Source organism: Mesorhizobium tamadayense, from assembly GCF_003863365.1.
Taxonomy (GTDB): Bacteria; Pseudomonadota; Alphaproteobacteria; order Rhizobiales; family Rhizobiaceae; genus Mesorhizobium; species Mesorhizobium tamadayense.
This window is the reverse complement of sequence record NZ_RQXT01000061.1, coordinates 1-26,371: the sequence shown is the minus strand read 5'-3', so window position 1 is coordinate 26,371 and position 26,371 is coordinate 1. Positions and strand designations below refer to the sequence as shown.

The 26,371-nt window shown below is 58.1% G+C and carries 24 protein-coding genes and 1 pseudogene; 21 read left to right on the top strand and 4 right to left on the bottom strand.

Annotated elements, in window-relative coordinates:
• Positions 1 to 424: 424 nt before the first annotated feature.
• A complete protein-coding gene (locus EH240_RS31770; protein WP_125005976.1) occupies positions 425 to 1,417 on the bottom strand; it encodes a LysR family transcriptional regulator in 993 nt (330 codons plus the stop codon).
• 306 nt (positions 1,418 to 1,723) lie between these two features.
• Between EH240_RS31770 and EH240_RS31765 the strand changes: the two genes are divergently transcribed.
• The 11 genes from EH240_RS31765 to EH240_RS31715 all read left to right on the top strand — a co-directional run bounded on the left by EH240_RS31765 (position 1,724) and on the right by EH240_RS31715 (position 16,509).
• Entirely contained in the window at positions 1,724 to 2,302 is a 579-nt protein-coding gene (locus tag EH240_RS31765) for a NodA family N-acyltransferase (protein ID WP_125005966.1), read from the top strand.
• Positions 2,299 to 2,955 carry a chitooligosaccharide deacetylase NodB gene (gene nodB / locus EH240_RS31760; RefSeq protein ID WP_125005964.1) on the top strand — a complete coding sequence of 219 codons (657 nt, stop codon included), beginning with the start codon at positions 2,299 to 2,301 and terminating at the stop codon, positions 2,953 to 2,955. The genes EH240_RS31765 and nodB overlap by 4 nt, the downstream gene beginning before the upstream one ends.
• A 15-nt stretch (positions 2,956 to 2,970) precedes the next feature.
• Positions 2,971 to 4,326: a chitooligosaccharide synthase NodC gene (gene nodC / locus EH240_RS31755; protein WP_125005962.1), complete on the top strand. Its 1,356-nt coding sequence runs from the start codon at positions 2,971 to 2,973 to the stop codon at positions 4,324 to 4,326.
• 219 nt (positions 4,327 to 4,545) lie between these two features.
• Positions 4,546 to 5,460 (top strand): nodulation factor ABC transporter ATP-binding protein NodI, encoded by a 915-nt coding sequence (gene nodI, locus EH240_RS31750; RefSeq protein ID WP_125005960.1) that lies wholly within the window; start codon positions 4,546 to 4,548, stop codon positions 5,458 to 5,460.
• A gap of 3 nt (positions 5,461 to 5,463) precedes the next feature.
• Positions 5,464 to 6,252, top strand: a complete 789-nt coding sequence (locus tag EH240_RS31745; protein WP_125005958.1) for an ABC transporter permease — start codon at positions 5,464 to 5,466, stop codon at positions 6,250 to 6,252.
• A 236-nt stretch (positions 6,253 to 6,488) separates the two neighbouring features.
• Entirely contained in the window at positions 6,489 to 7,493 is a 1,005-nt protein-coding gene (locus tag EH240_RS31740) for a nodulation protein NodZ (protein WP_281035190.1), read from the top strand.
• Between the two features lie 160 nt (positions 7,494 to 7,653).
• A complete protein-coding gene (locus EH240_RS31735) occupies positions 7,654 to 9,174 on the top strand; it encodes a phosphomannomutase/phosphoglucomutase (protein ID WP_125005956.1) in 1,521 nt (506 codons plus the stop codon).
• 11 nt (positions 9,175 to 9,185) lie between these two features.
• Positions 9,186 to 11,426, top strand: a complete 2,241-nt coding sequence (locus tag EH240_RS31730; RefSeq protein WP_125005954.1) for an AGE family epimerase/isomerase — start codon at positions 9,186 to 9,188, stop codon at positions 11,424 to 11,426.
• Between the two features lie 1,122 nt (positions 11,427 to 12,548).
• Positions 12,549 to 13,508: a GDP-L-fucose synthase family protein gene (locus EH240_RS31725; RefSeq protein WP_125005952.1), complete on the top strand. Its 960-nt coding sequence runs from the start codon at positions 12,549 to 12,551 to the stop codon at positions 13,506 to 13,508.
• Between the two features lie 1,036 nt (positions 13,509 to 14,544).
• A complete protein-coding gene (gene noeI / locus EH240_RS31720) occupies positions 14,545 to 15,279 on the top strand; it encodes a 2-O-methyltransferase NoeI (protein ID WP_167484255.1) in 735 nt (244 codons plus the stop codon).
• 477 nt (positions 15,280 to 15,756) lie between these two features.
• Positions 15,757 to 16,509 carry a carbonic anhydrase gene (locus EH240_RS31715; protein WP_125005950.1) on the top strand — a complete coding sequence of 251 codons (753 nt, stop codon included), beginning with the start codon at positions 15,757 to 15,759 and terminating at the stop codon, positions 16,507 to 16,509.
• Positions 16,510 to 18,459: 1,950 nt separating this feature from the next.
• Here the strand turns inward: EH240_RS31715 and noeE are convergent.
• Together noeE and EH240_RS31695 are read right to left on the bottom strand one after the other, a co-directional pair.
• Entirely contained in the window at positions 18,460 to 19,743 is a 1,284-nt protein-coding gene (noeE, locus tag EH240_RS31705) for a nodulation protein NoeE (protein WP_125005948.1), read from the bottom strand.
• A gap of 359 nt (positions 19,744 to 20,102) precedes the next feature.
• A pseudogene (locus EH240_RS31695) lies at positions 20,103 to 21,230 on the bottom strand (IS630 family transposase).
• Positions 21,231 to 21,268: 38 nt separating this feature from the next.
• Here EH240_RS31695 and EH240_RS31690 point away from each other — a divergent pair.
• The 5 genes from EH240_RS31690 to EH240_RS38285 all read left to right on the top strand — a co-directional run bounded on the left by EH240_RS31690 (position 21,269) and on the right by EH240_RS38285 (position 23,217).
• Complete coding sequence (locus EH240_RS31690) at positions 21,269 to 21,571, top strand: LexA family protein (protein ID WP_125006001.1); 303 nt, start codon at positions 21,269 to 21,271, stop codon at positions 21,569 to 21,571.
• Between the two features lie 478 nt (positions 21,572 to 22,049).
• Positions 22,050 to 22,304, top strand: coding sequence for a DUF6538 domain-containing protein (locus tag EH240_RS40230; protein ID WP_425374854.1), 255 nt, complete (start codon positions 22,050 to 22,052; stop codon positions 22,302 to 22,304).
• A 107-nt stretch (positions 22,305 to 22,411) separates the two neighbouring features.
• The gene (locus EH240_RS38290; RefSeq protein ID WP_167484254.1) at positions 22,412 to 22,555 is read left to right on the top strand and encodes a hypothetical protein; all 144 of its coding nucleotides are present in this window, start codon (positions 22,412 to 22,414) and stop codon (positions 22,553 to 22,555) included.
• 195 nt (positions 22,556 to 22,750) lie between these two features.
• Entirely contained in the window at positions 22,751 to 23,074 is a 324-nt protein-coding gene (locus EH240_RS31685; protein WP_125005946.1) for a hypothetical protein, read from the top strand.
• A gap of 2 nt (positions 23,075 to 23,076) precedes the next feature.
• A complete protein-coding gene (locus EH240_RS38285; protein WP_167484253.1) occupies positions 23,077 to 23,217 on the top strand; it encodes a hypothetical protein in 141 nt (46 codons plus the stop codon).
• 464 nt (positions 23,218 to 23,681) lie between these two features.
• On the opposite strand, the gene EH240_RS38280 is transcribed toward EH240_RS38285, so the two are convergent.
• Positions 23,682 to 23,825 carry a hypothetical protein gene (locus tag EH240_RS38280; RefSeq protein ID WP_167484252.1) on the bottom strand — a complete coding sequence of 48 codons (144 nt, stop codon included), beginning with the start codon at positions 23,823 to 23,825 and terminating at the stop codon, positions 23,682 to 23,684.
• A gap of 50 nt (positions 23,826 to 23,875) precedes the next feature.
• Here EH240_RS38280 and EH240_RS31680 point away from each other — a divergent pair, with 50 nt between their 5' ends.
• The 5 genes from EH240_RS31680 (at position 23,876) to EH240_RS31655 (ending at position 26,003) form a co-directional block, all read left to right on the top strand.
• Positions 23,876 to 24,067, top strand: coding sequence for a hypothetical protein (locus EH240_RS31680; RefSeq protein WP_125005945.1), 192 nt, complete (start codon positions 23,876 to 23,878; stop codon positions 24,065 to 24,067).
• A 121-nt stretch (positions 24,068 to 24,188) separates the two neighbouring features.
• Positions 24,189 to 24,392 carry a hypothetical protein gene (locus tag EH240_RS31675; RefSeq protein ID WP_125005943.1) on the top strand — a complete coding sequence of 68 codons (204 nt, stop codon included), beginning with the start codon at positions 24,189 to 24,191 and terminating at the stop codon, positions 24,390 to 24,392.
• Between the two features lie 156 nt (positions 24,393 to 24,548).
• A complete protein-coding gene (locus EH240_RS38275) occupies positions 24,549 to 24,737 on the top strand; it encodes a hypothetical protein (protein WP_167484251.1) in 189 nt (62 codons plus the stop codon).
• Between the two features lie 511 nt (positions 24,738 to 25,248).
• Positions 25,249 to 25,575: a GYD domain-containing protein gene (locus EH240_RS31660; RefSeq protein ID WP_125005939.1), complete on the top strand. Its 327-nt coding sequence runs from the start codon at positions 25,249 to 25,251 to the stop codon at positions 25,573 to 25,575.
• 173 nt (positions 25,576 to 25,748) lie between these two features.
• A complete protein-coding gene (locus tag EH240_RS31655; RefSeq protein ID WP_125005937.1) occupies positions 25,749 to 26,003 on the top strand; it encodes a hypothetical protein in 255 nt (84 codons plus the stop codon).
• Positions 26,004 to 26,371: the final 368 nt, after the last annotated feature.

Genomic DNA, 26,371 nt, shown 5'->3' with positions numbered 1-26,371 from the left:
GTTGACGCTGCACGACTGGGCAAGCCGGCGATCAGCACCGCGAGCGTCGCACGGCTCTTGCTCAACGCAAAGGCCGATCTACCCCTCGATGAGAGCGGAATGAATCAGTGTCATGGGCCAAGATCCTAGGAATCTCCAATCCAAACACATCATCCCGTTCTTACCATGACTGTCGTGTACCGTATGCGAGCTGACAAAGCCGACCAGAGCTTCAACGCAATCACCCATCAAGCTGCCGCCGTGATAAACTCACGATGGACCTCAGCAAGCTTAGACCAATGCCAGCCCGAGCTGAAAAATCCCGACCGCGGTATCGACCCCGGGACGAGAGACTGTGGTCTCTGAACTCCACTCGTCGCCTCGTGAGCCTCACGGGCTGCAAGCGCAACATCTGCTAATCAGCTGGCCTCTCGAGCTGTCGCCCTCATTCTTGACAGAGAACATGAGAGGGGGTGGTGACAGCCGGAGTGAATCCAGGAGCGCCTGGAGCGTCCCCTGGCATCAGCGGAGCAGACATCCGAGATGCCTCCTGCACCATTATCTCCCGCATCCAGATGGTTGCCGGATCGCTATTGTGGAGAGCCGGCCATTGGGCGGCTTCGGTGAAACCGGGAAGCGGCAGCGGAAGTTCTACGACTTGAAGGGGGAACGTTTTTTCGAAATGCTTGACCAGCCGGAGGGGCACGGTCGCTATACGAGCTGTGCCGGACACCATGGGCGGGATCATGCTGAAGCCCTGCACGACGACTTCGACACGTCTCTTAAGACCATGCTCAAGCAAGAACCCTTCCTCAAGGGAGGGCTTCATCAAACGTCCGAACCTGACGCAGACGTGTCTCATCGACATGTATCTCTCGAATGTAAGCTGCCGTGGCAGCTGCTTGTTCGCGGCACAGCCTACGCATACGAGCCTCTCGTAGAAAAGCGCCACTCTTGGATGCGAGTTCGACATGGCCACATCTGGAATGATTAAAAAATCGACGTCACCGCGCCGGAGGAGCTCATCGGGGCTGTCGTCGAGAGGCAGCAATTCGAAGGTGACGGCGGGGGCTTCCCGGGCAACACGCTCCACGACTTTTTCAAAAAACACGAGCGTAGCGAAATCGGAAATAATGATCCTGAAGCGGCGATCGGACCGAGCTGGGTTAAACGGATCCGATGACATAATCGAGGACTGGATGTGCAGGAGGGCGTCGCGGACTGCTGGGGCAAGAGCTGTCGCACGCGGTGTCAGAATGCGTTCGCGGCCGCTCATGGTAAACAATTCATCGTGGAAATAGTCACGCAGCCGGGCGACGGCCGCACTCATGGCCGGCTGACTTAAGTTGATGCGGCGTGCCGCCGCCGTGAGGCCGCGCTCGCTCAGCAGCGCGTCGAGTACGACGAGAAGGTTCAGATCGAGCCCTTTGAAACGCATGTCTTTGGCTATCCATGGCGTGAATGCGTTTGATCGAAACAAACGATTTTACCGATTTTGCAGGAAATCGCATAGGGGGAATTCAAGGAAGCCCTAAAGGAAGATATCAATGTTTGCGTTGGCTCCGATGAGCATTCTCCGGTGTACGCCGTGCGATGTACACCGAACGGCAACCGAGTCGCATGTCCTTTGCGGCTAGGTTTTTCCGATGATCTGCGCAAGCTAAATCGCGTCGGGCCGACGCTCCAAGCCCCTTACGCGTAGGCGCTTACCTTAAGAAAACACCAACAGAGATGAGGTCTTCCCATGCGCTCTGACGTGCGGTGGAGGTTGTGCTGGGAAAATGAGTTGCGGCTTGCCGACCATGTCGAACTCTCCGACTTCTTGCGAAAGACCTATACTGAGGCGGTCGACGTAAAGCCATTCGAAGGCGGCCAGAGTTGGGCCGGTGTGAGGCCAGAATTCCGCGCAATCGGCTACGACTCGAACGGCATAGCGGCCCACATTTGCATGCTGCGCCGCTTCATCAAGGTTGGCGAGGTCGATCTGTTAGTGGCCGAAGTTGGCTTGTACGGGGTACGTCAGGATCTTGAGGGAATCAGCCTTTCAATGAGCGCTGTGTATCCAGTGTTGCAGCAGCTCGGCGTTCCCTTCGCTTTCGGCACGATTCAGCCTGCGATGCGGAACCATGTCGAGAGGTTCTGCAGAGATGGCCGGGCGACCATTTTATCGGGCGTTCGCGTACGGTCAACCAGCCCAGGAGTGTATCTCGACCTGCCGCCCACGCGCGTGGAGGACGTGCTTGTCTTCGTTGTGCCGATTGGACGCTCGATGAGCGAGTGGCCGTCCGGCACCTTGATTGATCGGAACGGTTCGGAGCTATGAAACGTCTGAACTGTATAAGCGATGTGCCGAGTGAGTGGACTGGCACCGGCCGTCGCAGCGTTTATCTGACGTTTGACGACGGTCCCAATCCATTTTTCACACCGCAGATCCTCGACGTGTTGGCGCAAAATGGGGTGCCGGCGACGTTCTTCGTCATCGGCGCCTACGCCGTAGAGCACCCGGATCTAATCCAACGAATTGTCGCAGAAGGGCACGAGGTGGGCAACCACACGATGACTCATCCGGATCTGTGCAAATGCGGCTTCGGCGAAGTGCAACGTGAAGTCTTTGAAGCGAACGGAGCCATCATGATGGCCTGCCCGCAGGCCACGGTGCGCTTCATTCGCGCGCCTTACGGCGCATGGAGCGAAGAAGTGTTCACGGCGTCAGAAATCGCTGGACTGGCGGCGCTTCATTGGTCTGTAGACTCGCGAGACTGGTCTCGCCCCGGCACCGACGCAATTGTCGATGCAGTGCTCGCCTCTGTCCGACCGGGTGCAATCATTCTCTTGCACGACGGCTGCCCGCCCGACGAGTCGAGACAGAGCACTCAAGCCAGTCTGCGCGACCAGACCGCCCAGGCGCTCTCCCAGCTGATTCCGGCATTAAACGCCTGCGGATACGAAGTTCGCGCCCTTCCACAATATCACTGAAAATTGCGAGATCCTATGGACCTGCTTGCCACAGCCAGTACTGTCGCCGTCTCGTGCTATGCGCTGCTCTCGGCTGCTTATAAAAGCATGCAGATGGCTTATGCTTTGCCGATGGACCGTTCACCGGCGTCGGACAACTTGGTCGGTTTCGACCTTCTGCCGAGCGTGGATGTCATTGTCCCCTGCTTCAACGAGGATCCGAGCGCGCTCTCGGCGTGCCTGGCGTCCATTGCAAGCCAACAATATGCCGGGAAACTGCAGGTCTATGTGGTCGATGACGGTTCCTCAAATCGCGACGCTGTCGTGCCGGTACACGGTGCCTTTGCGGGCGACCCCAGATTCAGCTTCGTTTTGCTCGACAAGAATGTTGGCAAACGCAAAGCTCAGATCGCCGCGATACGCCGCTCATCTGGAGATTTGGTGCTGAATGTCGACTCGGACACGACACTCGCGTCCGACGTCGTCACAAAGCTTGCATTGAAGATGCAGCATCCAGCCGTCGGCGCGGCCATGGGCCAATTGGTGGCCAGCAACCGGAGCGACACCTGGCTGACCCGGTTGATCGATATGGAGTACTGGCTGGCTTGCAATGAGGAGCGAGCGGCACAGGCTCGCTTTGGTGCTGTTATGTGCTGCTGCGGCCCATGTGCGATGTACCGTCGCTCCGCACTCCTGTTGCTGCTAGATCAGTACGAGACGCAACTGTTTCGTGGGAAGCCAAGCGACTTCGGTGAGGATCGCCATCTCACGATCCTCATGCTGAAAGCAGGCCTTCGAACCGAATACGTTCCTGACGCCATCGCCGCAACGGTCGTTCCGGATCGGCTAGGGCCGTATCTTCGCCAACAACTCCGCTGGGCTCGAAGCACATTTCGAGACACGTTGCTTGCGTTACGCCTATTGCCAAGCCTCGATCGCTATCTCACCTTGGATGTGGTCGGACAGAATCTGGGCCCGCTTTTACTCGCCCTGTCGGTACTGGCTGGACTCGCGCAGCTCGCACTGACAGCCACAGTGCCTTGGTCGGCAGTCCTGATGATTGCATCCATGACCATCATTCGGTGCAGTGTGGCCGCGTTTCGTGCCCGTCAACTTCGATTTCTCGGTTTTTCTCTGCACACATTCATCAACATCTTTCTCTTGCTCCCCTTGAAAGCCTATGCGCTGTGTACATTGAGCAATAGCGATTGGCTGTCGCGCAAGGCGCCTACCCTACCCTATGGAGGGGAAAAGCAGATCGTCGTCAAAAACCCGATCGCCGGACCAAACGCTACGGGAGGTTCGGAAGTTGCTCACGCAATTCGCAGGGCGGATCTTTCGCGCGGTTCTTCAAGGGTGGTGGAGTCTGAGAGCGTGTTCAGTGGCGAATGATCGTGTACTGCCTAGGGCACAAGTCGTGAGCTGGACAACGTTTCAACGGGAGGTGGCCGCAGACGTACGTAGCGGCTCGACGGCAACCCCTAGAGGGAGCGTCACACACAAATGCTCCGGCTTCCCAAGGGTCGTCACAGCGATGGCCTGCTCTGGACCAGAACGCTCGCAAGTGAGCTCCCGCCGGCCGAACGGCTTGTTTCAGCCGGAGATAGACGCATGTCCAATGTAGCAATCGACCTTACCGGCGTGATGAAGTCATTTGGCAACAAGCTCGTTGTGAACGGGCTTTCGCTCACCGTTGCGTCGGGAGAGTGCTTCGGCCTGCTGGGGCCGAACGGTGCGGGCAAGAGCACGATTGCACGTATGGTCCTCGGCATGACACGGCCTGACGCGGGCAAGATCACGGTGCTCGGAGTGCCGGTGCCGGCACGGAGTCGCTTGGCACGCAAGCGCATCGGCGTGGTTCCCCAGTTCGACAATCTTGACCTGGAATTCACGGTCCGCGAGAACTTGCTGGTGTTCGGGCGCTACTTTGGCATGAGCACACGCGCGATCAAAGCGGTCATCCCATCGCTCCTCGAGTTCGCCCGCCTTGAGAGCAAGGCGGATGCACGTGTCGCCGATCTATCCGGCGGCATGAAGCGGCGCCTGACGCTGGCACGTGCGCTGATCAACGACCCGCAGCTACTCGTAATGGACGAGCCGACTACCGGCCTCGACCCGCACGCTCGCCACCTGATCTGGGAGCGTCTGCGTTTCCTGCTGGCGCGCGGCAAGACGATCATTTTGACTACCCATTTTATGGAAGAGGCTGAGCGGTTGTGCGATCGGTTGTGCGTTCTCGAGCATGGACGCAACATCGCCGAAGGCAGTCCTCATGCCCTGATTGACGAACATATCGGGTGCCACGTGATCGAGATTTTCGGCGGCAATCCACAGGAGCTGAGTTCGCTGATCAGGCCCTACGTTCAGCGCATCGAGGTGAGCGGCGAGACGCTCTTTTGCTATGCGCCCGATCCGGAGCAGGTGCGCGTGCAACTGCGCGGGCGCGCCGGTCTGCGTCTTCTGGAGCGTCCACCCAATCTGGAGGACGTTTTCTTGCGGCTGACCGGACACGAGATGGAGAAGTGAACTATGGGTGAGGATTTTGCTGCGGCTCTACCCGCCAACGCGTGGAACTGGATGGCAGTGTGGCGCCGCAACTATCTGTTATGGAAGAAGTCCGCACTTGCATCAATTCTCGGTAACCTCGCCGATCCCATGATCTATCTTTTTGGACTCGGCACTGGCCTCGGAATGATGATAGGTCGCGTTGAAGATACGTCGTACGTTGCTTTTTTGGCAGCCGGCATGGTTGCGACAAGCGCGATGACGGCATCGACCTTCGAAACAATTTATGCGGTTTTCCCTCGCATGCGCGAACAGCGCATCTGGGAAGCAATCCTGTGCACACAACTAACCCTCGGCGACATCGTTCTCGGTGAATTGGCCTGGGCAGCCACCAAAGCCTTTATAGCGGGTACGACAATTACCATCGTTGCCGCCACGCTGGGCTATGCGGGATGGTCGTCCCTCCTCTATGCGCTACCAGCCATCGCTCTGACTGGCTTCACCTTTGCGAGCCTGGCGATGACCGTCACCGCGCTTGCGCCTAGTTACCACTATTTTGTATTCTACCAGTCGCTCTTCCTCACACCCATGCTGTTCCTGTCAGGCGCGGTCTTCCCGGTCACGCAATTGTCGGGCACCTTTCAGCAGGTAGCGCACTTTTTGCCGCTGGCACATTCGATCGACCTTATTCGTCCGGAAATGCTTAATCGCCCGCCTGGCCGAATCGCCCTGCATATCGGTGCGCTTTGCATTTACGCGGTGTTGCCGTTCTTCCTCTCGATGGTGCTGCTTCGCCGGCGCCTGATGCGCTGAGATAACTCCGAGAGAAGGAGATCTGTGATGCAGTGCCACGAAGTTTGCGCGGAGGCGCATGATCATCCGGCCAATAGTTGGCCGTTCGTTGCAAGCACCTCAAGGACGCTATCTCCATGTTGCAGCTGACGCACGCGTCTCCAGCAGGAAGTCGGCGAGCGACATAGCCCCAGGTTAGGTGGAACGGTCTTGAGACAGGCAATTCAACTTTCTTGTCACGATAAATGGAGAACGAGATGCTAGCACCGCGATCACAGATGATCGGATCGAGCGAGGATCGGTTCGTCGTTTCTCGACGGCGTACCGGTTTTGGTGATTGCATGTGGTCGCTGGCGGCAGCCTGGTCCTACGCGCATCGGACAGGTCGCTCGCTAGCAATAGATTGGCGTGGCTCGTGTTATCTCGATCAACCCTTCACGAATGCGTTTCCGGTGTTCTTCCAACCAGTTCAAGACATCGCTGGCGTACCGGTTATTTGCGACGACCAGATCAACCAGCTCTCATTCCCTGGGCCTTTCTTCCCGCCGTGGTGGAATAAGCCATCGATCGACTGCGTTTTGCGCCCAGATGAACAGATTTTCCGAGAACGTGAAGAGCTGAGAGAGCTTTTCGAGGCCCAAGATGATACTGAAGCCAACACAGTAGTGTGTGATGCTTGCTTGATGTGGCGTTGCGATGTGGATGCCGAACGACAGATTTTTCGAAGTATCAAACCGAGGCCTGAAATTGAAGCTCGGATTGACGCTATCCACCAGGAGCACTTTAAGGAGCACAGCATAATCGGGGTGCATGTCCGGCATGGCAACGGCGAAGATATTATGGAGCACGCTCCCTACTGGGCTGATCCGGACCTCGCCTTCCGGCAGGTGTGCACGGCCATTCGGAAGGCCAAAGCACTACCGTATCCAAAACCTGTACGGGTGCTCTTGTGTACTGACAGTGCGCAGGTGCGTCATGACTTGTCGGGTGTGTTTCCTGATCTTTTCACCATTCCAAAAAACTTCCAGGCGGATCTGGCCGGGCCATTACACAGCGCAGGGCTGGGGGTTAACGGCGGTTTTTCTGCGCTCGTCGAAATGTACCTTCTTGGGCGGTGTGATACCGTTATTCGTTTTCCGCCGACCAGTGCCTTCTCGCGCTACGCGCGCCTCTTCGCGCCACGTATTATTGAATTCGATTTGAACGATCCGGGTCGTTTGAGCCTAATTGACAACTCCTCCGAACATATCGCGACTTTGTGAAGCTCCTGGCACCCCGTCGATCTGGTTCTGTTCGGACGCGCCTCGATTGCGTTTTTGGTTTCGCGACGGCACCAAGACCCGCCAAAGAGGCGGAAAGCGGGAGTAAGCCATATGCCCGTTGTCGAACTCTGGTCGCGTTTGTCTGGAGCTGCCTGCCCCCGTGACGATCAAATCCATTGGCGAAGCCAGACCCAATAGCTTCGAATTCGAAACCTCGTCGCTGATCAAGCCCTCAGGCTTTCGCGAATACGATGCGCGCTGGTGGTTTGGCCATCCGAGCTCGCCGCAACCGCCTGAGCTCAATCTGATCGGTGTTCAGGCGCTCGGCATGGGACTTGGCACGCTGATCCGCCGTCTGGGTGCCGGTTCCGATATCGTCACCGGGCATGATTTCCGCTCCTATTCGCTGTCGATCAAGCTGGCGCTGGTGTCGGGCCTGATGGCCGCCGGTGCACGCGTCAGGGACATCGGCCTGGCGTTGTCGCCGATGGCCTATTTCGCTCAGTTTGTTTTGGATACCCCCTCGGTCGCCATGGTCACCGCTTCGCACAACGAGAATGGCTGGACCGGCGTCAAAATGGGCGCGGCCCGGCCATTGACCTTCGGCCCGGAAGAGATGAACGCGCTGAAGGCGATCGTGCTGGCCGGCGATTTCGACCTCACAGATCGCGGGTCCTATGATTTCGTTCGCGATTTTCGCACGACCTACCTCGACGATCTGACCAGAGACAAGAGCATCAAACGAAAGCTGAAGGTCGTGGCCGCTTGCGGCAATGGCACAGCGGGCGCTTTTGCCCCGCAAGTGCTGGAACGTATCGGCTGCGAGGTCATCCCCCTCGATGTCGAACTCGACCACACTTTCCCGCGCCATAATCCCAATCCAGAAGACATGCAGATGCTGCATGCCATCAGGGACAAGGTGCTGGAGACCGGAGCCGATGTCGGACTTGGCTTCGACGGCGATGGCGACCGTTGCGGCGTCGTCGACAATGAAGGCAACGAGATTTTTGCCGACAAGGTCGGTGTGATGCTAGCACGGGATATTTCCAGCCAGCACCCGGGCTCGACCTTCGTCGTCGACGTCAAGTCGACCGGCCTGTTTAACACCGACAGCGTGCTGCGCGCCAACGGCGCCATCACCGACTACTGGAAGACGGGCCACTCCTACATCAAGCGCCGCGTCGCCGAACTTGGTGCGGTCGCCGGTTTCGAAAAGTCGGGCCATTTCTTTTTCAATCCGCCGATCGGGCGGGGTTATGACGATGGGCTGGTCACCGCCATCGCCATTTGCCAGATGCTGGATCGCAGCTCCGGCAGGTCGATGGCCGATCTCTACCGCGCGCTGCCGCTGACTTTCGGCACGCCGACCATGTCGCCACACTGCGCGGACGACGTGAAGTATGGTGTGGTCGAACGGGTGGTTGCCGATTTTCAGACCATGAAGCGGGATGGAATGGTTTTCGCTGGGCAGAAGATCGCCGACCTCATCACCGTCAACGGCGTGCGCGTCGTTGCCGAAGACGGCACCTGGGGGCTGGTGCGGGCCTCGTCGAACAAGCCGGAATTGGTCGTGGTCGTAGAAAGTCCGGTGTCGCAGCAGCGGCGAAGGCAAATGTTCGAGGCTGTCGACGCCGTGCTGCGCCGCAGCCCCGAAGTGGGCGCCTACAACCAGACCTTTTGAATGGTAGTTGAATGACCGAGCGGATTGTCAGTTTTGTCATGAGCGGCGGCGTTGGATCGCGGTTGTGGCCGCTGTCGCGCGAGGACAACCCCAAGCAGTTCCACGATCTGTCTGGCGATGGCTCGATGCTGGCCAAGACCTTGCGTCGGCTGACGGCCCGGCCGGAAGGCGAAACGCCGATCTTCCTGATCGCCGCGGAGCGCCATGCCGATCGTGTTCACGCCGATCTTGCCGGCCTCGACCTCGCCGGCGGCGGGCCGCTGTTCGAGCCGGCAGGGCGCAACACAGCCGCCGCCGTCGCACTGGCGACGCTGCGCACACTGTCCGAATTCGGCGACAGCCTGGTGCTGGTGGTGCCGTCTGACCATGAGATATCGACCCCGCGCCAATTCTGGCAGAGCGTCGAAGCCGGCACCGAGGCTGCGGGTAGCGGCCGGCTGGTGGTCTTCGGCATCAAGCCGACACAACCAGAGACCGGCTACGGCTATATCGAGGTCGCGGCCGAAAGCGGCGGCACCTTCGACGTGTCGCGCTTCGTCGAAAAACCGGATATTGCGACTGCGCAGAGCTGTCTCAAGGCAGGAAATTTCTACTGGAACACCGGTATCTTCCTGTTTCGCGCCGGCGCCATGCGTGATGCCTTCATAGCGTTCCAGCCGGATATCTGGCAGGCCACCGAAGCAGCTTACAGGACAGCGACATCGGATCTGTCCGGCCTTTACATGCCGCTAGAACTCTACGCCGCCATTCCGTCGAACTCGATCGACTACGCCATTATGGAGCGGGCAAAAGACATCGCCATGGTGCCGGCCGGCTTCCGCTGGAACGATCTCGGCTCCTGGCAGTCGCTGCTCGATGTCGGCCCCGCCGACGACCGGGGCAATGTCATCATCGGCGATGTCGTCGCTATCGATTGCGAGAATTCCTACATTCGCAGTGACGGCCGCCTGCTGTCGGCGATCGGCATGAAGGACATCGCCATCGTTTCGACATCGGATGCCACCTTCGTCGCCCCGGTCAGCCACAGCCCGCACGTCAAGAAGATCGTCGAGCAGCTCGAAAAATCGGGTCGCCTGGAAACCAGGTTCACGCCGGCGCATGACCGCGTCATCGAAAGCGGCGCCTGGCGTCGGCGCGTGCACCACTGGCTGTTTCAGGAGACCTTGCCGCTGTGGTCGACATCGGGGGTCGACGAACGCCATGGTGGTTTTCACGAAGCGCTCGGCCTGGACGCCTCGCCGCTGATGAAGCCCAAGCGCATGCGCACCATGGCAAGGCAGGTCTATGCTTTCGCCGTCGCCCGGGCGCGCGGCTGGGACGGTCCGGCTGACCGGCTGATCAGCCACGGCATCGCCTTCATGGCCGGCAAGGGCCGCACCGACAAAGGCGGCTGGGTTCGGACGCTGAATGTCGACGGCTCGGTCGCCGACGCCACCGAGGATGCCTACGATCATTCCTGCGTGCTCCTGGCACTGGCGCATGCGCATATGTCTGGCAATGCCGACGCCTTGCGCCTCGGCGAGGAAACCTTCGCCTTTCTCGATGCGCATCTCGAAGACAGCCGCATGACCGGCTTCCTTGAGACATCGGACGGCAAAGGCGAGCGCCGCTCCAACCCGCATATGCACCTGCTCGAGGCCTTCCTGGCATGGCACCAGGCAACCGGCGAGCGCGCCCATCTGCGCCGCGCAGCGCGCATCATCGACCTCTTCCGCAGTCATTTCTTCGATCCGGAAAGCTGGACGCTTGGCGAGTATTTCGATGCCGAATGGAAACCATCCGCTGGAGAGAAAGGCTCATGGACCGAGCCGGGCCACCATTTCGAATGGGCCTCCTTGCTGGTCGATTTTGCCGGACGCAGCGGTCAGGCCGAGTTGAGCGGCTTTGCCCGGAAACTTTACGCGTCGGCGATTGCCAATGGTCTCAACCGCGCCACCGGCCTTGCCTATGGCGCCGTCTCGCGACAGGGCCTGCCGCTCGACCTGATATCGCGCAGCTGGCCGCAGGCCGAAGCGGTGAAGGCGGCGATCGCGCTGGATGGTTCGGGCGGCCCCGATCTAAAGCCCGAGATCGAAGCGCGCGTCGGCCGGCTGTTCCGCTGGCACATCGACCCGGCGCCGCTCGGCCTGTGGATCGATCGCATCGACGAGCGCGGCCGCTCGCTGGCGACTGATGTTCCTGCCAGCATCTTTTATCACCTCGTCTGTGCGCTGACCCAGTATTTGGATGAGACGGTAGAGATGGAGAGCTGAGGGGCCGGAGTTGCCAACCTCCCTGAAAAGCATTCCCACGCTGACGCGGCCTTGCTGAGGTAGGCTGAAGGCTGCGTCCTGGTGAAGCAGACGTGCTGTACCGCCAAACCGGTCGTCCGGCTCCGTGACATGCGAAACGAAAAGGGCTCGGCGCCTCGATCTCCTCGTCTACAGGGCTGACAACCGCACCGACGCAATTTTGCGTCGGCATGGCGTAGCCCCTGCGCGAGTCGACATGCTCGGCCCCGCCTTCCCGACAAGAGCGCCAAGGGCAAATCTCCGGTTCGGCATCGAACGCCATGGGGCGCGACGATCGCCGAGCCGTTCGTTTCCCTACACGCTCGTCATCGCTCGTCGCGGAGCAGAAGGCGAGATTTCCGCACTTATCGATTTGATGCCAATTGCATCGGCGCGGATCGTCTTTCCCGCATGGCCCCGTCGGCGGCGTGCCGGAACGAGCCGTAGATGGTGACGGTCCCGGGTACCGGTGACACCTGCCAAGTGATTGGCCGCGCCGGAAACCCTGCTGCCGAGGCCGGAGGCGATCGAGACGATGACTGCTTCAGCCCGATGACCGTCCCGTCACGTTTACCTGGTGCGGCATGCGCCGGTGCGTGAAATGAGCCAACTGCCCAGAGCACATATCGAGCGAGTGGTGGAAGCGTGACGCTGAGCGCGCCACCATCTGCGATTATTTCTGCGTCGAGGACGAGGCGGGCGAGCGTTTCTGACCTACCGCGCCGCGGCGCGATTTAGATCAAGCTGTTGAAGCATGTCCGCGGCTATCCATTTCGTGGATGACCTTCATTGAAACAAACGATTTCACCGATCTTGCGGAAGGTTGCATAGGAACAGTGCCATGATGCAGGCCCAAAGAATAGTTATCGGTGCTCGCGCTCGCTTCGAGGAATATTTTGTCGTGTAGCCGAACACCACTGAGGCGCATGCCCAGGCAGCCAGGTTCTTCCGCGCTCTGCGCAGGCTACATCGCCTTGGCTCGATGCGACGAGATCCCCCAGGTTGCATAGGCGCTTACCCCGATTTCTATGGCGGCCGGCGGTGAACGTGGCACGCAGACTGACCAGCTCCGTCCATAGGACGTAAGCAGAAGAGAACGAAGACATGAAGAAAGTCTATGTAGCGGGCCATCGCGGCCTTGTTGGGTCCGCCACAGTGAAGGCCCTCGCGGCTCTAGAATCCTATGAAATAATAACGCGGACCCACGACGAATTGGATCTCGCCAACCGAACCGCGACCCGCGAGTTCTTTTTGTCGGAGCGACCGGATTACGTCATTATGTGCGCCGCAAAGGTTGGTGGCATTCTTGCCAACGCAAGCTTTCCGGTTGATTTCCTTCACAACAATCTTGCGATTCAAGTCAGCGTTTTTGATGCGGCCCACGCATCCGGCGTCGAGCGGATGATCTTTCTTGGTTCCTCATGTATCTACCCACGGGATTGCTTGCAGCCTATACGAGAGGACTACCTTCTAACCGGCCCACTTGAGGCAACAAATCGTCCCTACGCTTTGGCAAAGATCGCAGGAGTTGAATCGTGCTGGTCTTTCAACCGACAGTACCGGAGGCGCTACCTCGCGCTGATGCCGACCAACTTGTACGGTCCCGGAGATAATTATGATCCCGACAACTCTCACGTTCTGCCTGCTCTGATGCGGCGTTTTCATCAGGCCAGCATGAACGGAGACTCATCGGTTGTAGTCTGGGGATCCGGAAGACCCCGGCGAGAATTCATGTACTCGTTGGATATGGGGGATGCCATTGCATTCCTACTTGGCTTGCCGGATTCGGATTTTGGCGCTTTAACAGACCCCGACACCGCGCCTCTACTCAATGTTGGCGTGGGAGAGGACGTCACAATTCGCGAACTGTCGGAACTGGTAAAGGCGACCGTCAGCTATGAAGGCGCCTTGGTGTTCGACCCGACGAAGCCAGACGGCACCCCACGCAAGCTACTGGACGTAACGCGCTTGCATACCCTTGGCTGGAAAGCCAAAACTTCATTTGGTGACGGCTTGCATGCGACGTATGAGGATTTTCTCCGCCATAATAACGCTCCGCGTTGATGCTTACGGCATGGTTAGCTGCAATGTCCGATCTGGTTCCAACTTTCCTGCGTTTTTCAATCTGGCTCGGCGCCGCGAGAGGTGCGGGAAGCTCATATTCCGGTTAACGGTCTATCTCGTCCCAAATGAGGCCGCTGGCCAGGGAGCCATCATCATCGCTGGGATATCGTAGGACGGACACTGACCGAGCGCGCCTGCCATGACGTTGAAGACGACAGGACTTCGGATTCACGGCGCCGACCAGCGCAGCGCGCGTAAGGCGTTTCGATTGCCGTCGCCCATCGGCCGAGCGCCATACGCGCCGGGGGATGTCGGCTTTCATATGAGAACAATCCCCAAGTTGGGGATATCTCAGCCGATCTGGCAACGGACGAAAAAACGGGATTTCCTACTACCTGGTGCTCCTATCGGTTGCGCACACGGAACTAAAGCTCCGCATCAATGACACGCGATCACCCCAGAGACAGTGGATCTGAGTGCTGGCCGCTGCTGCGAATGCGCCGCATTGTCCGGTTTGACATAGACCCCACGCCGTACCTCAACGACGCAATGAGACCGGTGGTCGATGGTGCCGTTGCTGTTCAATCGCTTTTGGGTGCTTTGGCGAAGACCTCCGGGCAGCCGGCGCAATGTGACCTGCGGGGGGATGAGGTCGAAGAATCGCTGCACATTTGCTCATTACACCGTGCCCCGAAGCAATCGGGCACCTTCAGTCCCCTCGAAGCGCAATTGTGTCGGCCTAGGCACAACCCGCCGAATTCTAGTCCCCGTCAATCACGGGCCCATGGCTTGTCAAACATCCATCGTGCGGATGAGTTCCATCAACACAATCGATTTTACGAATTGCAGAGAACAGTGGATATGAAAGCGTCGGCCGGACAATGCGAGCTACCACTCGCCGACCATGTCAAACCGTCCATTCGGCGCGGTCGAGGCGAGATCATTCGAAACAATCGAAGTTGGCTGGCGCCGGCCCTCGGGAGTTCGGCTTGATACGTTCCGGGGATGTCTCGTGGGCAATTGAGGGTAAAATTCGATGGAATTATTTCGGTCTTTTGGGGACACTCTGCCAAGATTTATACAACGGCCCATGCGAGAGCTCATGGAGTGTGCGCGGGAACCTATCTCTTCGTTAAAAGTACATCGGCAGATCGCTTCGCTCCTGCAAAAGCCCGATCCCGTCATCTTGGACATCGGCTGCAATGACGGAACCGATACGAGACGTTTTCTCAGGCTTTGCCCAAAAGCTAAGCTCTACTGCTTTGAGCCCGACCCTCGAGCGGCGACTCGCTTTAAGAAAAACATGAACCTGTACCTGGACAAGGTGAAATTGCTTGAAATCGCGCTCAGCGACCGAAATGGCACGATTGATTTCCATCCAAGCAATGGAGAAGGAAGCGCGAAGGACTGGGACCAGTCTGGCTCGATACGCCGACCCAAAAACCATCTAGTCGAACATGATTGGGTTCGGTTCGATCGCCCCATCTCAGTTGAAACTCGAAGGCTTGATGACTGGTGCAGCGAAGCGAACCTGACCAAGATCGATTTCATCTGGATGGATGTGCAGGGAGCCGAGTCAGATGTCATCGCCGGCGGCAGACAGACCTTGAGCAACACGCGCTTTATCTACACGGAGTACAGCGACCACGAGCTCTATGAAGGGCAGCTTTCCCTGCAAGCCATTCTTGATCTTTTGCCTTCGTTCGAGCTGGTGACCCGCTATGCCCACGGAGTGGAGGGCGATGTATTGCTTAGAAACACGAGCCTCTAGAACAGGCCTGAGTCCCGCTTCTGCCTCCCACTTTCGATTGGAAAACCCACAAGCGGCTGTATTTACCGGAGATCGCACCGCGAGCGTCGCAGCATGTCGATTGTTGCGACGCCTGCTACCCTTGCAAACCCGCCAGAAGACGTTGTGCGAGTGAGGCAGGGGAATTGGTCCTGATGAAGGACCCAAATTTCAGCTGGAGGCATCTCAACCATGGGATTGGGTCGGGTTAGGAGTTTGCAGGTATTGAATCGCTGGAGCCTTCGCAGGACTCCTTGAATCGATCAAGATCCTGGCCGAGGAGCCGCGTGCGCGCAGCTTTGCACTGACCAAGCGTAATTGCGAGACGATGTTGTCACCTCATGATTGCGATCGCCGCTCCCGCCATGTTCTTGAAAGACTCGGGCTACGGATCAACGCACTCAACTGGGACAGCCTCCCAGTTGAAAAACTTCAGTTCGCATTAGGAGCGAAAGCAATATGCATCGTCGTAATCTGATCAAAGGGTTGGCAGCACTGGGTGCATGTCCAATTTGCGCCGAAGCCGCGCGTGCGACTAGTATCCATTGGGGATATGCCGGCCCGATTGGGCCGGAGCACTGGGCCGATCTGGATAGCAAAAATTCCGTCTGCTCGGTGGGGACGCAGCAATCCCCGATCGACATCAACAGCGCAGTCACGGCGGATATTCCGCGTATCGCCATCGGTTGGCACAAGGGCGGCGGCAAGATGGTGAACAACGGCCACACGATTCAAATAAATATGCCGGACGGCAGCACGCTAACTCGCGGGGATCGCGTCTCCGAACTGGTACAGTTTCATTTTCATGCACCGAGCGAACACCACGTGGCGGGCAAGAGTTTCCCGATGGAAGCGCATTTCGTCCATAGGAATGTAGACAGCGAAACCCTGGGTGTGCTGGGCGTCTTTCTGGTACCTGGCGCGAAGAATGCCGGATTTGCTGGCCTTGCCGCGGCCTTTCCAATGCAGCCAGGCGAGGAGATGGCGGTCGACGAGGTCAATCCCAACGGGCTTCTGCCGGCCTCGCTTGGCTACTGGACCTATGAGGGATCATTGACCACGCCGCCCTGCACCGAAAACGTTGAGTGGATGGTGGCGAAGGAGCCGGTCGAGGTTGACCCAGCAGACATCGAGCGATTTACCGCACTGTACCCGTTGAACGCGCGGCCGATCCATTCACCCAATCGGCGCTTCATCCTAGGCCCCAGGTGAGGTGCCCGCGACGGTTCCGAACCCGTCCGGCGGCAAACCCGCAGGGTCTCGGTAGCGCTGGCGCAGCTCGCAGAGACGAACAGCCGCACGGACCGTGCTTGAACCCGTTGCTGCGCAATACGTGACCCCAGTGAGGACGAAGAACAAAATCCATATATGCTGCCGCAAAGCATCCTGCCGGCGCCGGCAGCCAGAAGAGCTAAAAGGCTTAGAAGAACGACCTCCATGCCGATTTTCATTGCAACCCCCCGATCTCAAATTCGGCCGAACGCAAATCGCGGCAGGTTAATTCGCTGCCGCCGCCTCCTCGGCAAGTGGATGATTGAACGAGGAAACGCGGGTCACGTCCAACAAGCTCGGTCGGGGATGCTTTGCCATATGGACGCGCAACGCCCCATCAATAGATCCATCGCCGCACGCCGGAAAAGTGTCGAGGCCCGGAGCTCGCCGGGCCTCGTCGCTTGGCGGGGAGGGGCGAGAATAGGCTTCCGTTCCTATTCTCCGCCGCCAAGCGAATGGACATTAAGGCCGCCAAATATCGCTCACTCGGGCCGGGGACGGATTGATTTCCTTGGCGAAGTGGCAAAAGGTGCAATACTGATTACAGAAGGGGACGTGGAAATAAAGTCAACTGACGGCGCAACCCGATTCAGCAACTGTCAGCATCGAGGTCGCCCATTGCCTTGAGAGGAGATATGTGCCGACGAGATAGTCGTTGTGCGTGTCAAGGCGTAAATTTCGCGACCTTAACATATCTAGGTTGATGTCGTACGATCGGTCGATTGCATGTTCCAAGGCCTCAGAATTTATTTAGGACTCCTTTGGCTTTTATGCGAAGGCAAAGCGTGATGACAGTTGCGTCTACCCTACATCGCTAACTTCTGCTTTGGCGAAGCAGCGCATCTTGCAGCGATGACTGAGGAATACTGCCATCGTCACCGGGTTCCTTTACGGTGTCCCTGCAATTGGCATGCCACCAGAGACTTTTGTGCGAGCTTTGCTTGAAAGACCGGAAAGCTGGGGAACGCGCCGCCCCGTCAGAAAACTTACGGCCCCTCAGGGTCAGCTTTCGGACATACACGTCGTCAATCGGACACGAGCGAAACGCGATAGCGCGGAGCATCGAATGACGGCCGTCGCCCTCGGACGACGGCAGTTTTAAGAGAATCCGCCTATCGTGTTGCGGATCCAATTGCGAGAGGAGCGGCACACACTGCGGCGCGACAATGAAGCTGCGAGCGCGCTCATCAGAATTGTCAGCGCCACAGGCATAGGCGTTCACTTAGGGCGACGAAATCAATCATTGCGCGTCCCTGCGCCTTCGAGACATGCGGGGCTTTCGTGAAGCTCGCGGCCTGTCTCGGCCAGACACCTTCCAGCTTTGCAAACCTGATCTTCTCCCCGGAGGTCAACGGCACAGCGTCACCCTCGTGAATCCAACCGCAGTAGAGCGAACCTATCACCGATTTTTGTATCTTCAGTCGATTTCGGAAATCGAATTTGGGTAATTTTGAGACGCTGATGCCTCTCGTCCCAGTGTTCTTGAAGTGACGAAGTCTCTCAGTTGCGGTGGAACGTAACCATCTAAAGCCGGCGGCCAACGCCGATAGAAGTCCAACTGATTAGGAACAGCAAAATCAAAAACCGACTTATATCAGATTGCAGAAACTGGCTACCGGCCCTCATCTGCAGGGTGGAGATCCGGCGCTGCCCTAGCGTTTTGGCAAGGCTTACCTTCCTTCCAAGATGGTCGCGCCAAAGCCCGAGCCGCATTATTCGATATTCAAAAAATTCTGGTGAGGTCCCAAAGAAGGACGCGATTTCAGCCGCACTTCTGCCATCCGAGATCATTTGCTTGACCGGCACTCTTGGGATCATATGTGCGGCCAACGGAGCCGCAATCTTCGCTACCTTGGTAAGCTTATGCCAAAGAGGATGTGCCAATATCACTTACACCTGCTCCTTGAACAGCTTGCGCAAGGTCTGCTCAAGCCGCACGACCTCGCCGCGCAACGTCTCGATCGTGACATCGCGATCACGAATGGCATCTAGGCGCACAGCTCGATCGGCCTCCGAGCCCGCGAGCGCCTGTTTCAGCTGAGCTACCATCGCATTCGCCAGTTGCAAATTATCCTCTATATCGGACTGGGCCAAACGTTGCGCCCCCTGAACCGTGGAGGCGTCGGAGCCTGAGGAGGCGTTCTCCCCATCTTGCTGTAAGGTGCTGTTTAGCTCACCTGCGGCAGCGGAGATGCCGAATGATGCTCCTGCCGTGCCGAGCAAATCCCACCAGGCTCGAAATACCTGACGGTAGCGTTCGGTCACAGCCTTACCCCTGTCCACGACACCAGCTTGCTGTGCGTGTCGGAGTGCCTCCTCATAACCGAGCTCTATCAAAAGCTCGGCGCTGACTAGATCGGTTACTGCCTGCATTTCTTCGATGGTCAGTTCGGTTTGCCAGGCGTGGACCGAACGGTTGTCGACTCCCTTTTTCTCTAGAAGTTTCCGGTCGCCGAAGTTACTGGCTCGGAGATAGTCCGTTTGCTCAGTGGTTGCCGCTTTAATTTTGGTTGAATCGTAGCCGAGGCTGGCGATCACTCGCCGGAGTTCCTCGCCAGGGCGGGCCACCAAATGTTCGTAGTGCAGCACTTGGGTCTGCCGGCGACCGCGATGCGCCGCCAACGCAGGCAGGCCCAGGACGAAATCGGCGAGAGAAGATGCGAGATCGAGCGTGGGTAGGCCGAGCACAAGATCGGCAAGACAGGCTATGCTTGCTGGCGGGGAGCGTTCCGATACGAACGGGATTCCCCATGTCGATTTCAGTGATGCGGCAATAGCGTAGGGATTGCGGAATAGAAGGATATGTGGTGCTTCTGGGTAGAGGCAATCCAAATAATCCAGCACCATCCAATAGCGCGGAGTCTTATCTATGACGGTGCGCTTGCCCGCTGCCGCCAAATACTGGCTGTAAGCCGCATCGGCAAAAGCGCGGCTCACGCTAATCCGATCCACTCGGCCCAAGAATTCAGAGGTCGCACTCTGAATCAGTGATGTCCCTGCTGGATGACGACGGTCAACCCTTCCAAATGCCTCAAGTGCCAGCATCAACCAGGGCTCAGGCGGCGCTGCAATATCTGGATGCTGCTGGAGCAAATGCGCCAGCAGCGTCGTCCCCGACCGGGGAAGTCCGAGGAGAAAGCAGACCGCAGGCGAATAGTTAACGTTCTGGCTCATGATTCCATTTCTTATCACTGGGCACGGCAACGCATACCCGTCGCAACGCAAGCATCGGATCGACCCGGCTCATAGCCATCCGGCAAGATCGGTAAAATTGATTGTTTGGATAAGAAATATCCACGCTGCGGATAACCTAACTACTTCAGCCAGAGTACACGGCCATTGAGGCCAACGTGGAGGATGCGATCGCAAAGCGCTTCGGTCTCAGCAGCGACTACCGTGATGCGGGGTAAGGTTGCCGATCTGAGCGTGTTGGCCGTTGAGTAGGCGCAGGTGATGGCGCCAGCACCGACAGCTCGGCAAAGAAGCCGGTCACGATTCGTCACCTCAGCCTCCCAGTTCCACCTAGTACTTTTTCACAGTGATTCTGACTCTTTGCCGATTTGAGGATAGGCCCGGCCCATTTTGGCTCGGCCTTGTCGGTCGTGAACATCCAATTGATGCGGGCTCCGGCGGCGTTTCGCTGGTACTCCCATTCGGCGATCTCGCTGGTGAGGCGCTCAGCATTGTCGATGCGTCGGTCCAGGCACTGGCCGTTGAGGACGCCGATTTCGATCTCGACCATGTTGAGCCAACTGGCGTGCTTGGGCGTGTAGTGGAATTCCAGGCGGCGCAGGATGCGACGGGCTTCGGCCGGCGCGAAGGCTTCGTAGAGGGCGCCGGCCGTGTGGGTCGACAAATTGTCCTGCACGACGCGAATGCAGCTGGCTTCGGGATAATGGACGTCGACGAGATCGCGCATGCAGTGGGCATAGTCTCGTGCAGTGCGCCGCCCGGTGATTTTGACCTTTCGCCAGGGCCGGTTGACGTCGAGAAAGACGAAGAAATTGACGGTGCCGTTGCGGCGGTACTCGTAGTCGTAGCGCTCGAGCTGGCCCGGCTGAGCCGGGATGGGCTGACGAACCTCGCCGATGAGCTGCACCGGGGTTCGTCGAAGCAGACGACCGGGCGCTCGGGATCGGGCGCTTCGGCATAGAGTCGAGCACGTCTTCCATGCGCGCCACGTACTCGCCATTGACGTGGGGGATGCACCACATGTCCCTGCGCCACGGCTTGAGGTGGTTCTCGGCCAGCCGGCGACGCACCGTCTCGTGCGACAGACTGTCGTGATCGGTGAGCTTGACCATGGCGTCGGCCAGCAGTTCCAGCGTGCAGCGGCGGCGGCCCGCAGGCGGGTTCGCGCATGCCGTCGCCACCAGCAAGGCTTCCTCCTTGTCGGTCAGCTTGCGCTCGCCCCCAGGGCGCGGCTGCTCGCTCATCGCGTATTCCAGATTGCCCTCCACGAAACCTCGCTTGGTGCGATAGACGGTCGAGCCGCCCACCCCCACAACCCGGGCAATCCCCTCGTCGCTGCTTCCGGCATCGGCGGCAAGCAGGATTTGGGCTCGCTTGAGCTTGCGGGCAGCATGCTTGCCACCCTCCAGCATGGTGTTCAACTCGTCGTACTCGGCTTGGCTCAGTTCCACTCGGTAGCGTATGTTCATTGCGGCCTCCGCGTTGGAGGCACGGGTTGAATCAACAGATGAGTCAAAATTCAGGCGCTGCACAGCGGCCCGGCGACAAGGGCTTCACCGAAAAGCAAGGCCAGTACCTGGCCTTCATCTACACCTATTCGCACATGTTTCGCTGTCCACCTGCCGAAGCCGACATCCAATGTCATTTCCAGGTCAGTCCGCCGTCCGTTCATCAGATGATCGTAACCCTCGAACGAAACGGCCTCATTCGCCGTCAACCAGGTGCTCCCAGAAGCATCGAGATGCTTGTTTCCCCGCAACGCCTGCCTATTCTCGAATGGCTGCAAATCAACGAGTCACAATCACTGTGAAAAGGTACTAGGGGAATCTCTCAAGCGCTTCGAGGCGCTTCGTCTACGATAGATGATGGCAGCGTGCGTGTCTCATTGCGCTTCGCCTTGGCGGACGCTCTCACTTCCACGATCTCGCTCTCGTTTGGGGGCTATCTTTATCTCACGGTCATACGGACATTCTTCGCGGAGTTTGGCCGAGCGGAATGCCTCCTTTCCGACGCTAAGAACGTCGAGATCAACGGTCCGATCAGCCATCGGTCCCGCGTCGTGGGGACTTCACCCCAGGAATCGAACCTATCCACAGAAAAATTCTGTTGGAATAAACGTTGGTACTGGAAGATCGAGTGCCAGCCGAAAGAACTGAAAAATAGGCAAAATTTTCTTGGCTTGGATTCCGCCTCTGGGCACCATCACCATCTCAAGGTGTTGACGCAGCTGAAAAACCAGCAAAATTATATGCTTAGGGCTACCCGAGTGCTACACACGGGTGTTACACATGGTCCTTGCTATGAGCCGTCCTGTCAAACATCGTAAGACTGGCGTGTACTGGTTCCGAAAGCGGCCACCAGCGGACGTGGCCGCGCTGACGGGCCGCAAAGAAGTCAACAGGACTCTCGGAACGAAAGACCCCGAAGAGGCCAAGCGAAAATACGCAGAGGTGCTCGCGGAGTTCGAAGCCGATTGCTCTCGAATTCGGCTTGGTGCCGCTCGTGGCGAAGAAGGAGATCAGTTAATCGTTTCTGACGCGTAGCCAAGCAATTTCGCATTCATGATGTGACGATTTATGGGGCTACTCAGGAATACGCGATCGCCGTTCTGGACGGGCAATATATTACCGTTCACGAGCCATGGCGGGACATGAACGATATGCGCTTCATCCTGCGCAACTGTGCGAGGCCGCTCCCCTCGGACACATGCAAGATGACGATCACGGCCACCGTAGCGAAGGACTTAGTCGGCAAGCTGCAACTGGTCGATGTCGACTTCGAGATACCAAACTAGGCTGGAGAAAATCCGCCGACTCGTTGCGGCGTCGGAGGGGAATTGGGGATGAAGGCTCTTGTCCTTTGTGCTGCGCTGTCCTTACCTTAGCGGATGCAGGGTCAGCGATGGCGTATTTGGCCGGCCTCGGCTGCTATGTGCTGCTGCGCTAATCTTTCCCTTGCGGGAGTGCAGCTTGCGCGCAATGCTGGATTTATGAAGGCAGCGATCCATCTCTCAGTTGTCGCAGCAATGTTGATCGGCACCGCAAACGCCGAAACTCCGCGGGAGGCCTATGAAGGCTGCCTCGCCGCCACCATGGACAGGATATTGCCGACCGTCTGTGGCCGAGAAGACGTGATCGCAAAGATGATAATTTACGAGTGCACTCCGCAGTTATTGACGCTCGTACAGTCTATGCCACCACCCAAAACGCTCGAAAGGGCTGCCCTGCCGGAAATAACTCCTCTCGACGAGACGGACCACATCACCTCCTATCTGATGAAGCACTGGGGCTTACTCGCCTGCACAACGAATTAGTTATGGGCGCCCCATTCTACATCGCCGCGATGACCGGCCTGATGCTTGCCAGCGCGGTCTGGTTCTATCTGCGCCGCGACTTCATCGGGATGGCCGCTTGCGTAATCATGGCGGGCCTGGCTCTCTACGTGCTGCTCAGCTAGCCCGTCCTAGGCTCGGGCTCTGGAGGCGGCGCGTTCGGGTCGGGGCAATCAGACAATTGCTCACACGAAGGGGGCCTACCGCCAACACCGCCATAGTGTTCCACGAGTTTTGCGAATCCGTAAGCGAAGGCGAAAAAAAGCGCCAGGACAACCACTATTCGGACGGCCATTTGGGATTATAGCAGGGCCTCGATCCGGATTTGACTAGCTACAGGTAGAAGAGCGATTTCCCACGGCGCCAGCCAAGGCATCCTTCGTTCACATACTGCGCATATTGGCCAGAGCGCATATACTATCAAGCAACCGGTGCCCGTCCCCCGACCCACCGGCCAGGCCCGGCACCGTGCTGGCCTACCCCGCCAAAAGATGCCGGGCCGCTGCTAGACAAAGCGCACGATTCCGTCGGCCGCTCTCACCCGCCGAAGCGTCTGGCGCGCTCGCCTGTCTGTGGCCCGCTGCCTGCGCTATCGGTTTGGCTGATCTTCGCGCATGACGTTATAGAGAAGCAGGCCCGCCGTTAGAGACACGACGGCGCCTAACACATCGCCGCCGGTCAGCCCCAAATAATAAACGAAAGCGAATGTCAACTCGGCCATGGTTGCACCCAAAGGGTTTCTCCAAGACAACCCTTAGGGATCGCTAATGTTCCGAAGCCATCATGCTCTACGCCATCGTGCCGCTGATCCGCTATGTCGAGCATGGGCTGCGGCATGTGCGCGCCGATGTGGTCGAGGCGGTCGAGCAGATGGGCGCGACGCCGGTGCAGACGCTGCTGCAGGCAAAGCCGCGACCGCAGGCGGATCAGTTACCCGAAGGCGAAGCCGGCATCATCGACAACAACAAGATGTAGGCGGTGTGGAGTTATATCGTTTTACACAATCCCTAGTTGCTAGACTCGCGCGACACACCGGCAGTTAATTTTACCTCTGCGCGAGGAGGAAAAAGGTCGCGAACTGGGGAGGATGTAGTCCATGAATGATGATTTCGACATCGCCTATCCATCTGAAGATCAGCCTTACGAAGTTACCTCTTTCGCTAAAAAGCATGGCCTAACGATACGAGTTGCTGAGGCCGTGCTTTTCGCCAAAGGCCCGTCGCGGATGGCTTGTGATGCTGCCGCATCGGCTTTCCTCTGTGCAGTCGCCCAATACGCTAAGAAACAACCGGCGCGCTAACCATGTCTGTGCAAAAAGAAGAAGACTATCGAACCAACAGAGCCGACTATGCGATTGCAGCGAGGCATGACCGAGCGACCGCTGATGGCGATCGCGATGAGCTACTGGCAAGAAAAAAGAAGTCCCTGTGGCTAAGAGATCGGGAGCGTCCCAGCCGTGCCCTATACGGTGATTTGGTACGGGAGACAGGGCATCGCTGAAAAGACGCCCTTCGATACCGAGAAAGCCGCACGAGACCACGGGCAGGCGACATTTCTTGCTCGAAAGCAGGGTGACGGTATCGTAGCGGTGGAAGTTCGCAAAGACGACGGGACGGTTGTTTTCAGCCAGGCCGGAGGTAATTAAAGCCTCTCATGACCCTAGATTGAAACGTCCAGCCCTTCCCATCAAGCGCTAGTGGTTGTCCAGTAGAATGGCTAGGTGCCTGATAGCGGCGCTTTCCATAATCAGTTCCTCCAGCCAGTGTCGCCGACGCTCGATATGGGGACGCGACGTCCGACTATACGAAGCGCTTCAGAAATCGAAACTGTTGTGGATTTCGCGTGAGGTAACGACCGACTTCAATCACGGCATCTGCGTCTACGATACGGCAGGCTGAAGCTCAGCAGGTGCGAGATCGAATCGCTCAGCTTGAATGCGAACTGATCAGTGCGTCCGCCGCCAGAGGCAAAGCCAAGTTGCAAAACGTTGGTCACGAGTTTCGTTTGCAGAGAGCTCAGCTGGAACGCCTCGAACAATGCATAGCCTGGATGCCTAAGCGGCTATGATATTGCGCTTAAATTAGCTTTAGCGCATATTTCGTCACCCGGTGAACCTACCCCGCAAGCCGGTTAGGCGGCGACCCAAGAGGCGAACCATGCCAATGTATCTCTCGCGATTCAGATATACGCCCGAGACTTGGGCGCGCTTGATCAAAAACCCCGAGGATCGACGCGAGGCGGCCCGTTCGTACATCGAGTCGGTGGGCGGAAAGCTTCACGGATTCTGGTACGCTTTTGGAGAGCATGATGGCTGGAATCTGTGGGAGGCGCCAGACAACGTGTCGATGGCATCAGTCGTGCTTGCCATCGGTGCGGGGGGAGCGCTCAGCTCGTACGAGACCACCGTTCTCCTAAGCGTCGAAGAGACGATGGAAGCCCTTGGGAAGGCGAAGTCGATCCGGTATCGCCAGCCGGGATCGTAAAAGGCCGGCAACTGAGCCCCCGCCAGCGCGCGTTCTTGTCGGCCGCCGGCCGGGCAGCAGCTGATAGCGCGCCCGATCCATCCGTCTGCCGGACGTGATGGGTTGGTCACTGCAACAGACTCCATCATTAGGTATAGTCCCTGAGCGATCGCCGATGGCGGAGGAAAGAGCAAATGTCCGTGGATGCGGCACCGAGAAAAGTGGACGCCGAATATGCGATTGAATACCTCCAGGAACATCCGGAGGCCGGGCTTTGCTGCGAGGATCGGCGCTGGTGGATTACGCCGAACGCCAACGAGACCGATCAGCAGGTCCTGCTTCTTGATGTGGTCGAGGCTGAGCGGCTCAAAGATGATCCTCGCCTTCGACTGTTGTCCGGGATCGCTCATGCGGGCCGGTCGCTCTGGGTCGTTCGGAGAATGACTTAACCATCTGCCATCGGCTAACATCCTGAGCGCCAGACTGTGCGTAGACAACGCGGCTGCACGGTGGCGCGCCGTCTCCATCCGTTTGAACCTGCCGCTTCGCCGAAGCCATTCGGCCGGTTATCCCGTCCATCCAACGATCCGGTATCAAAAACCTTCGAAGCATCGCCTTGGCGCTGAACCAACGCCGCGTCCGCACCGCTCGGGCCGGTCACTGGCAGGAGTCGAATGTGAGGAACTTTTCTAACCCGAGACGTGGAGTCGATGGGTCGAAGAAAATAGCGGCTGGACCGTTCGAAGAGAGAGGCGATCGGTACGCACTCAACGTACTCGTCGATGCTCCACCAGTTCTGTGTCGGCGCGCCTCCTCC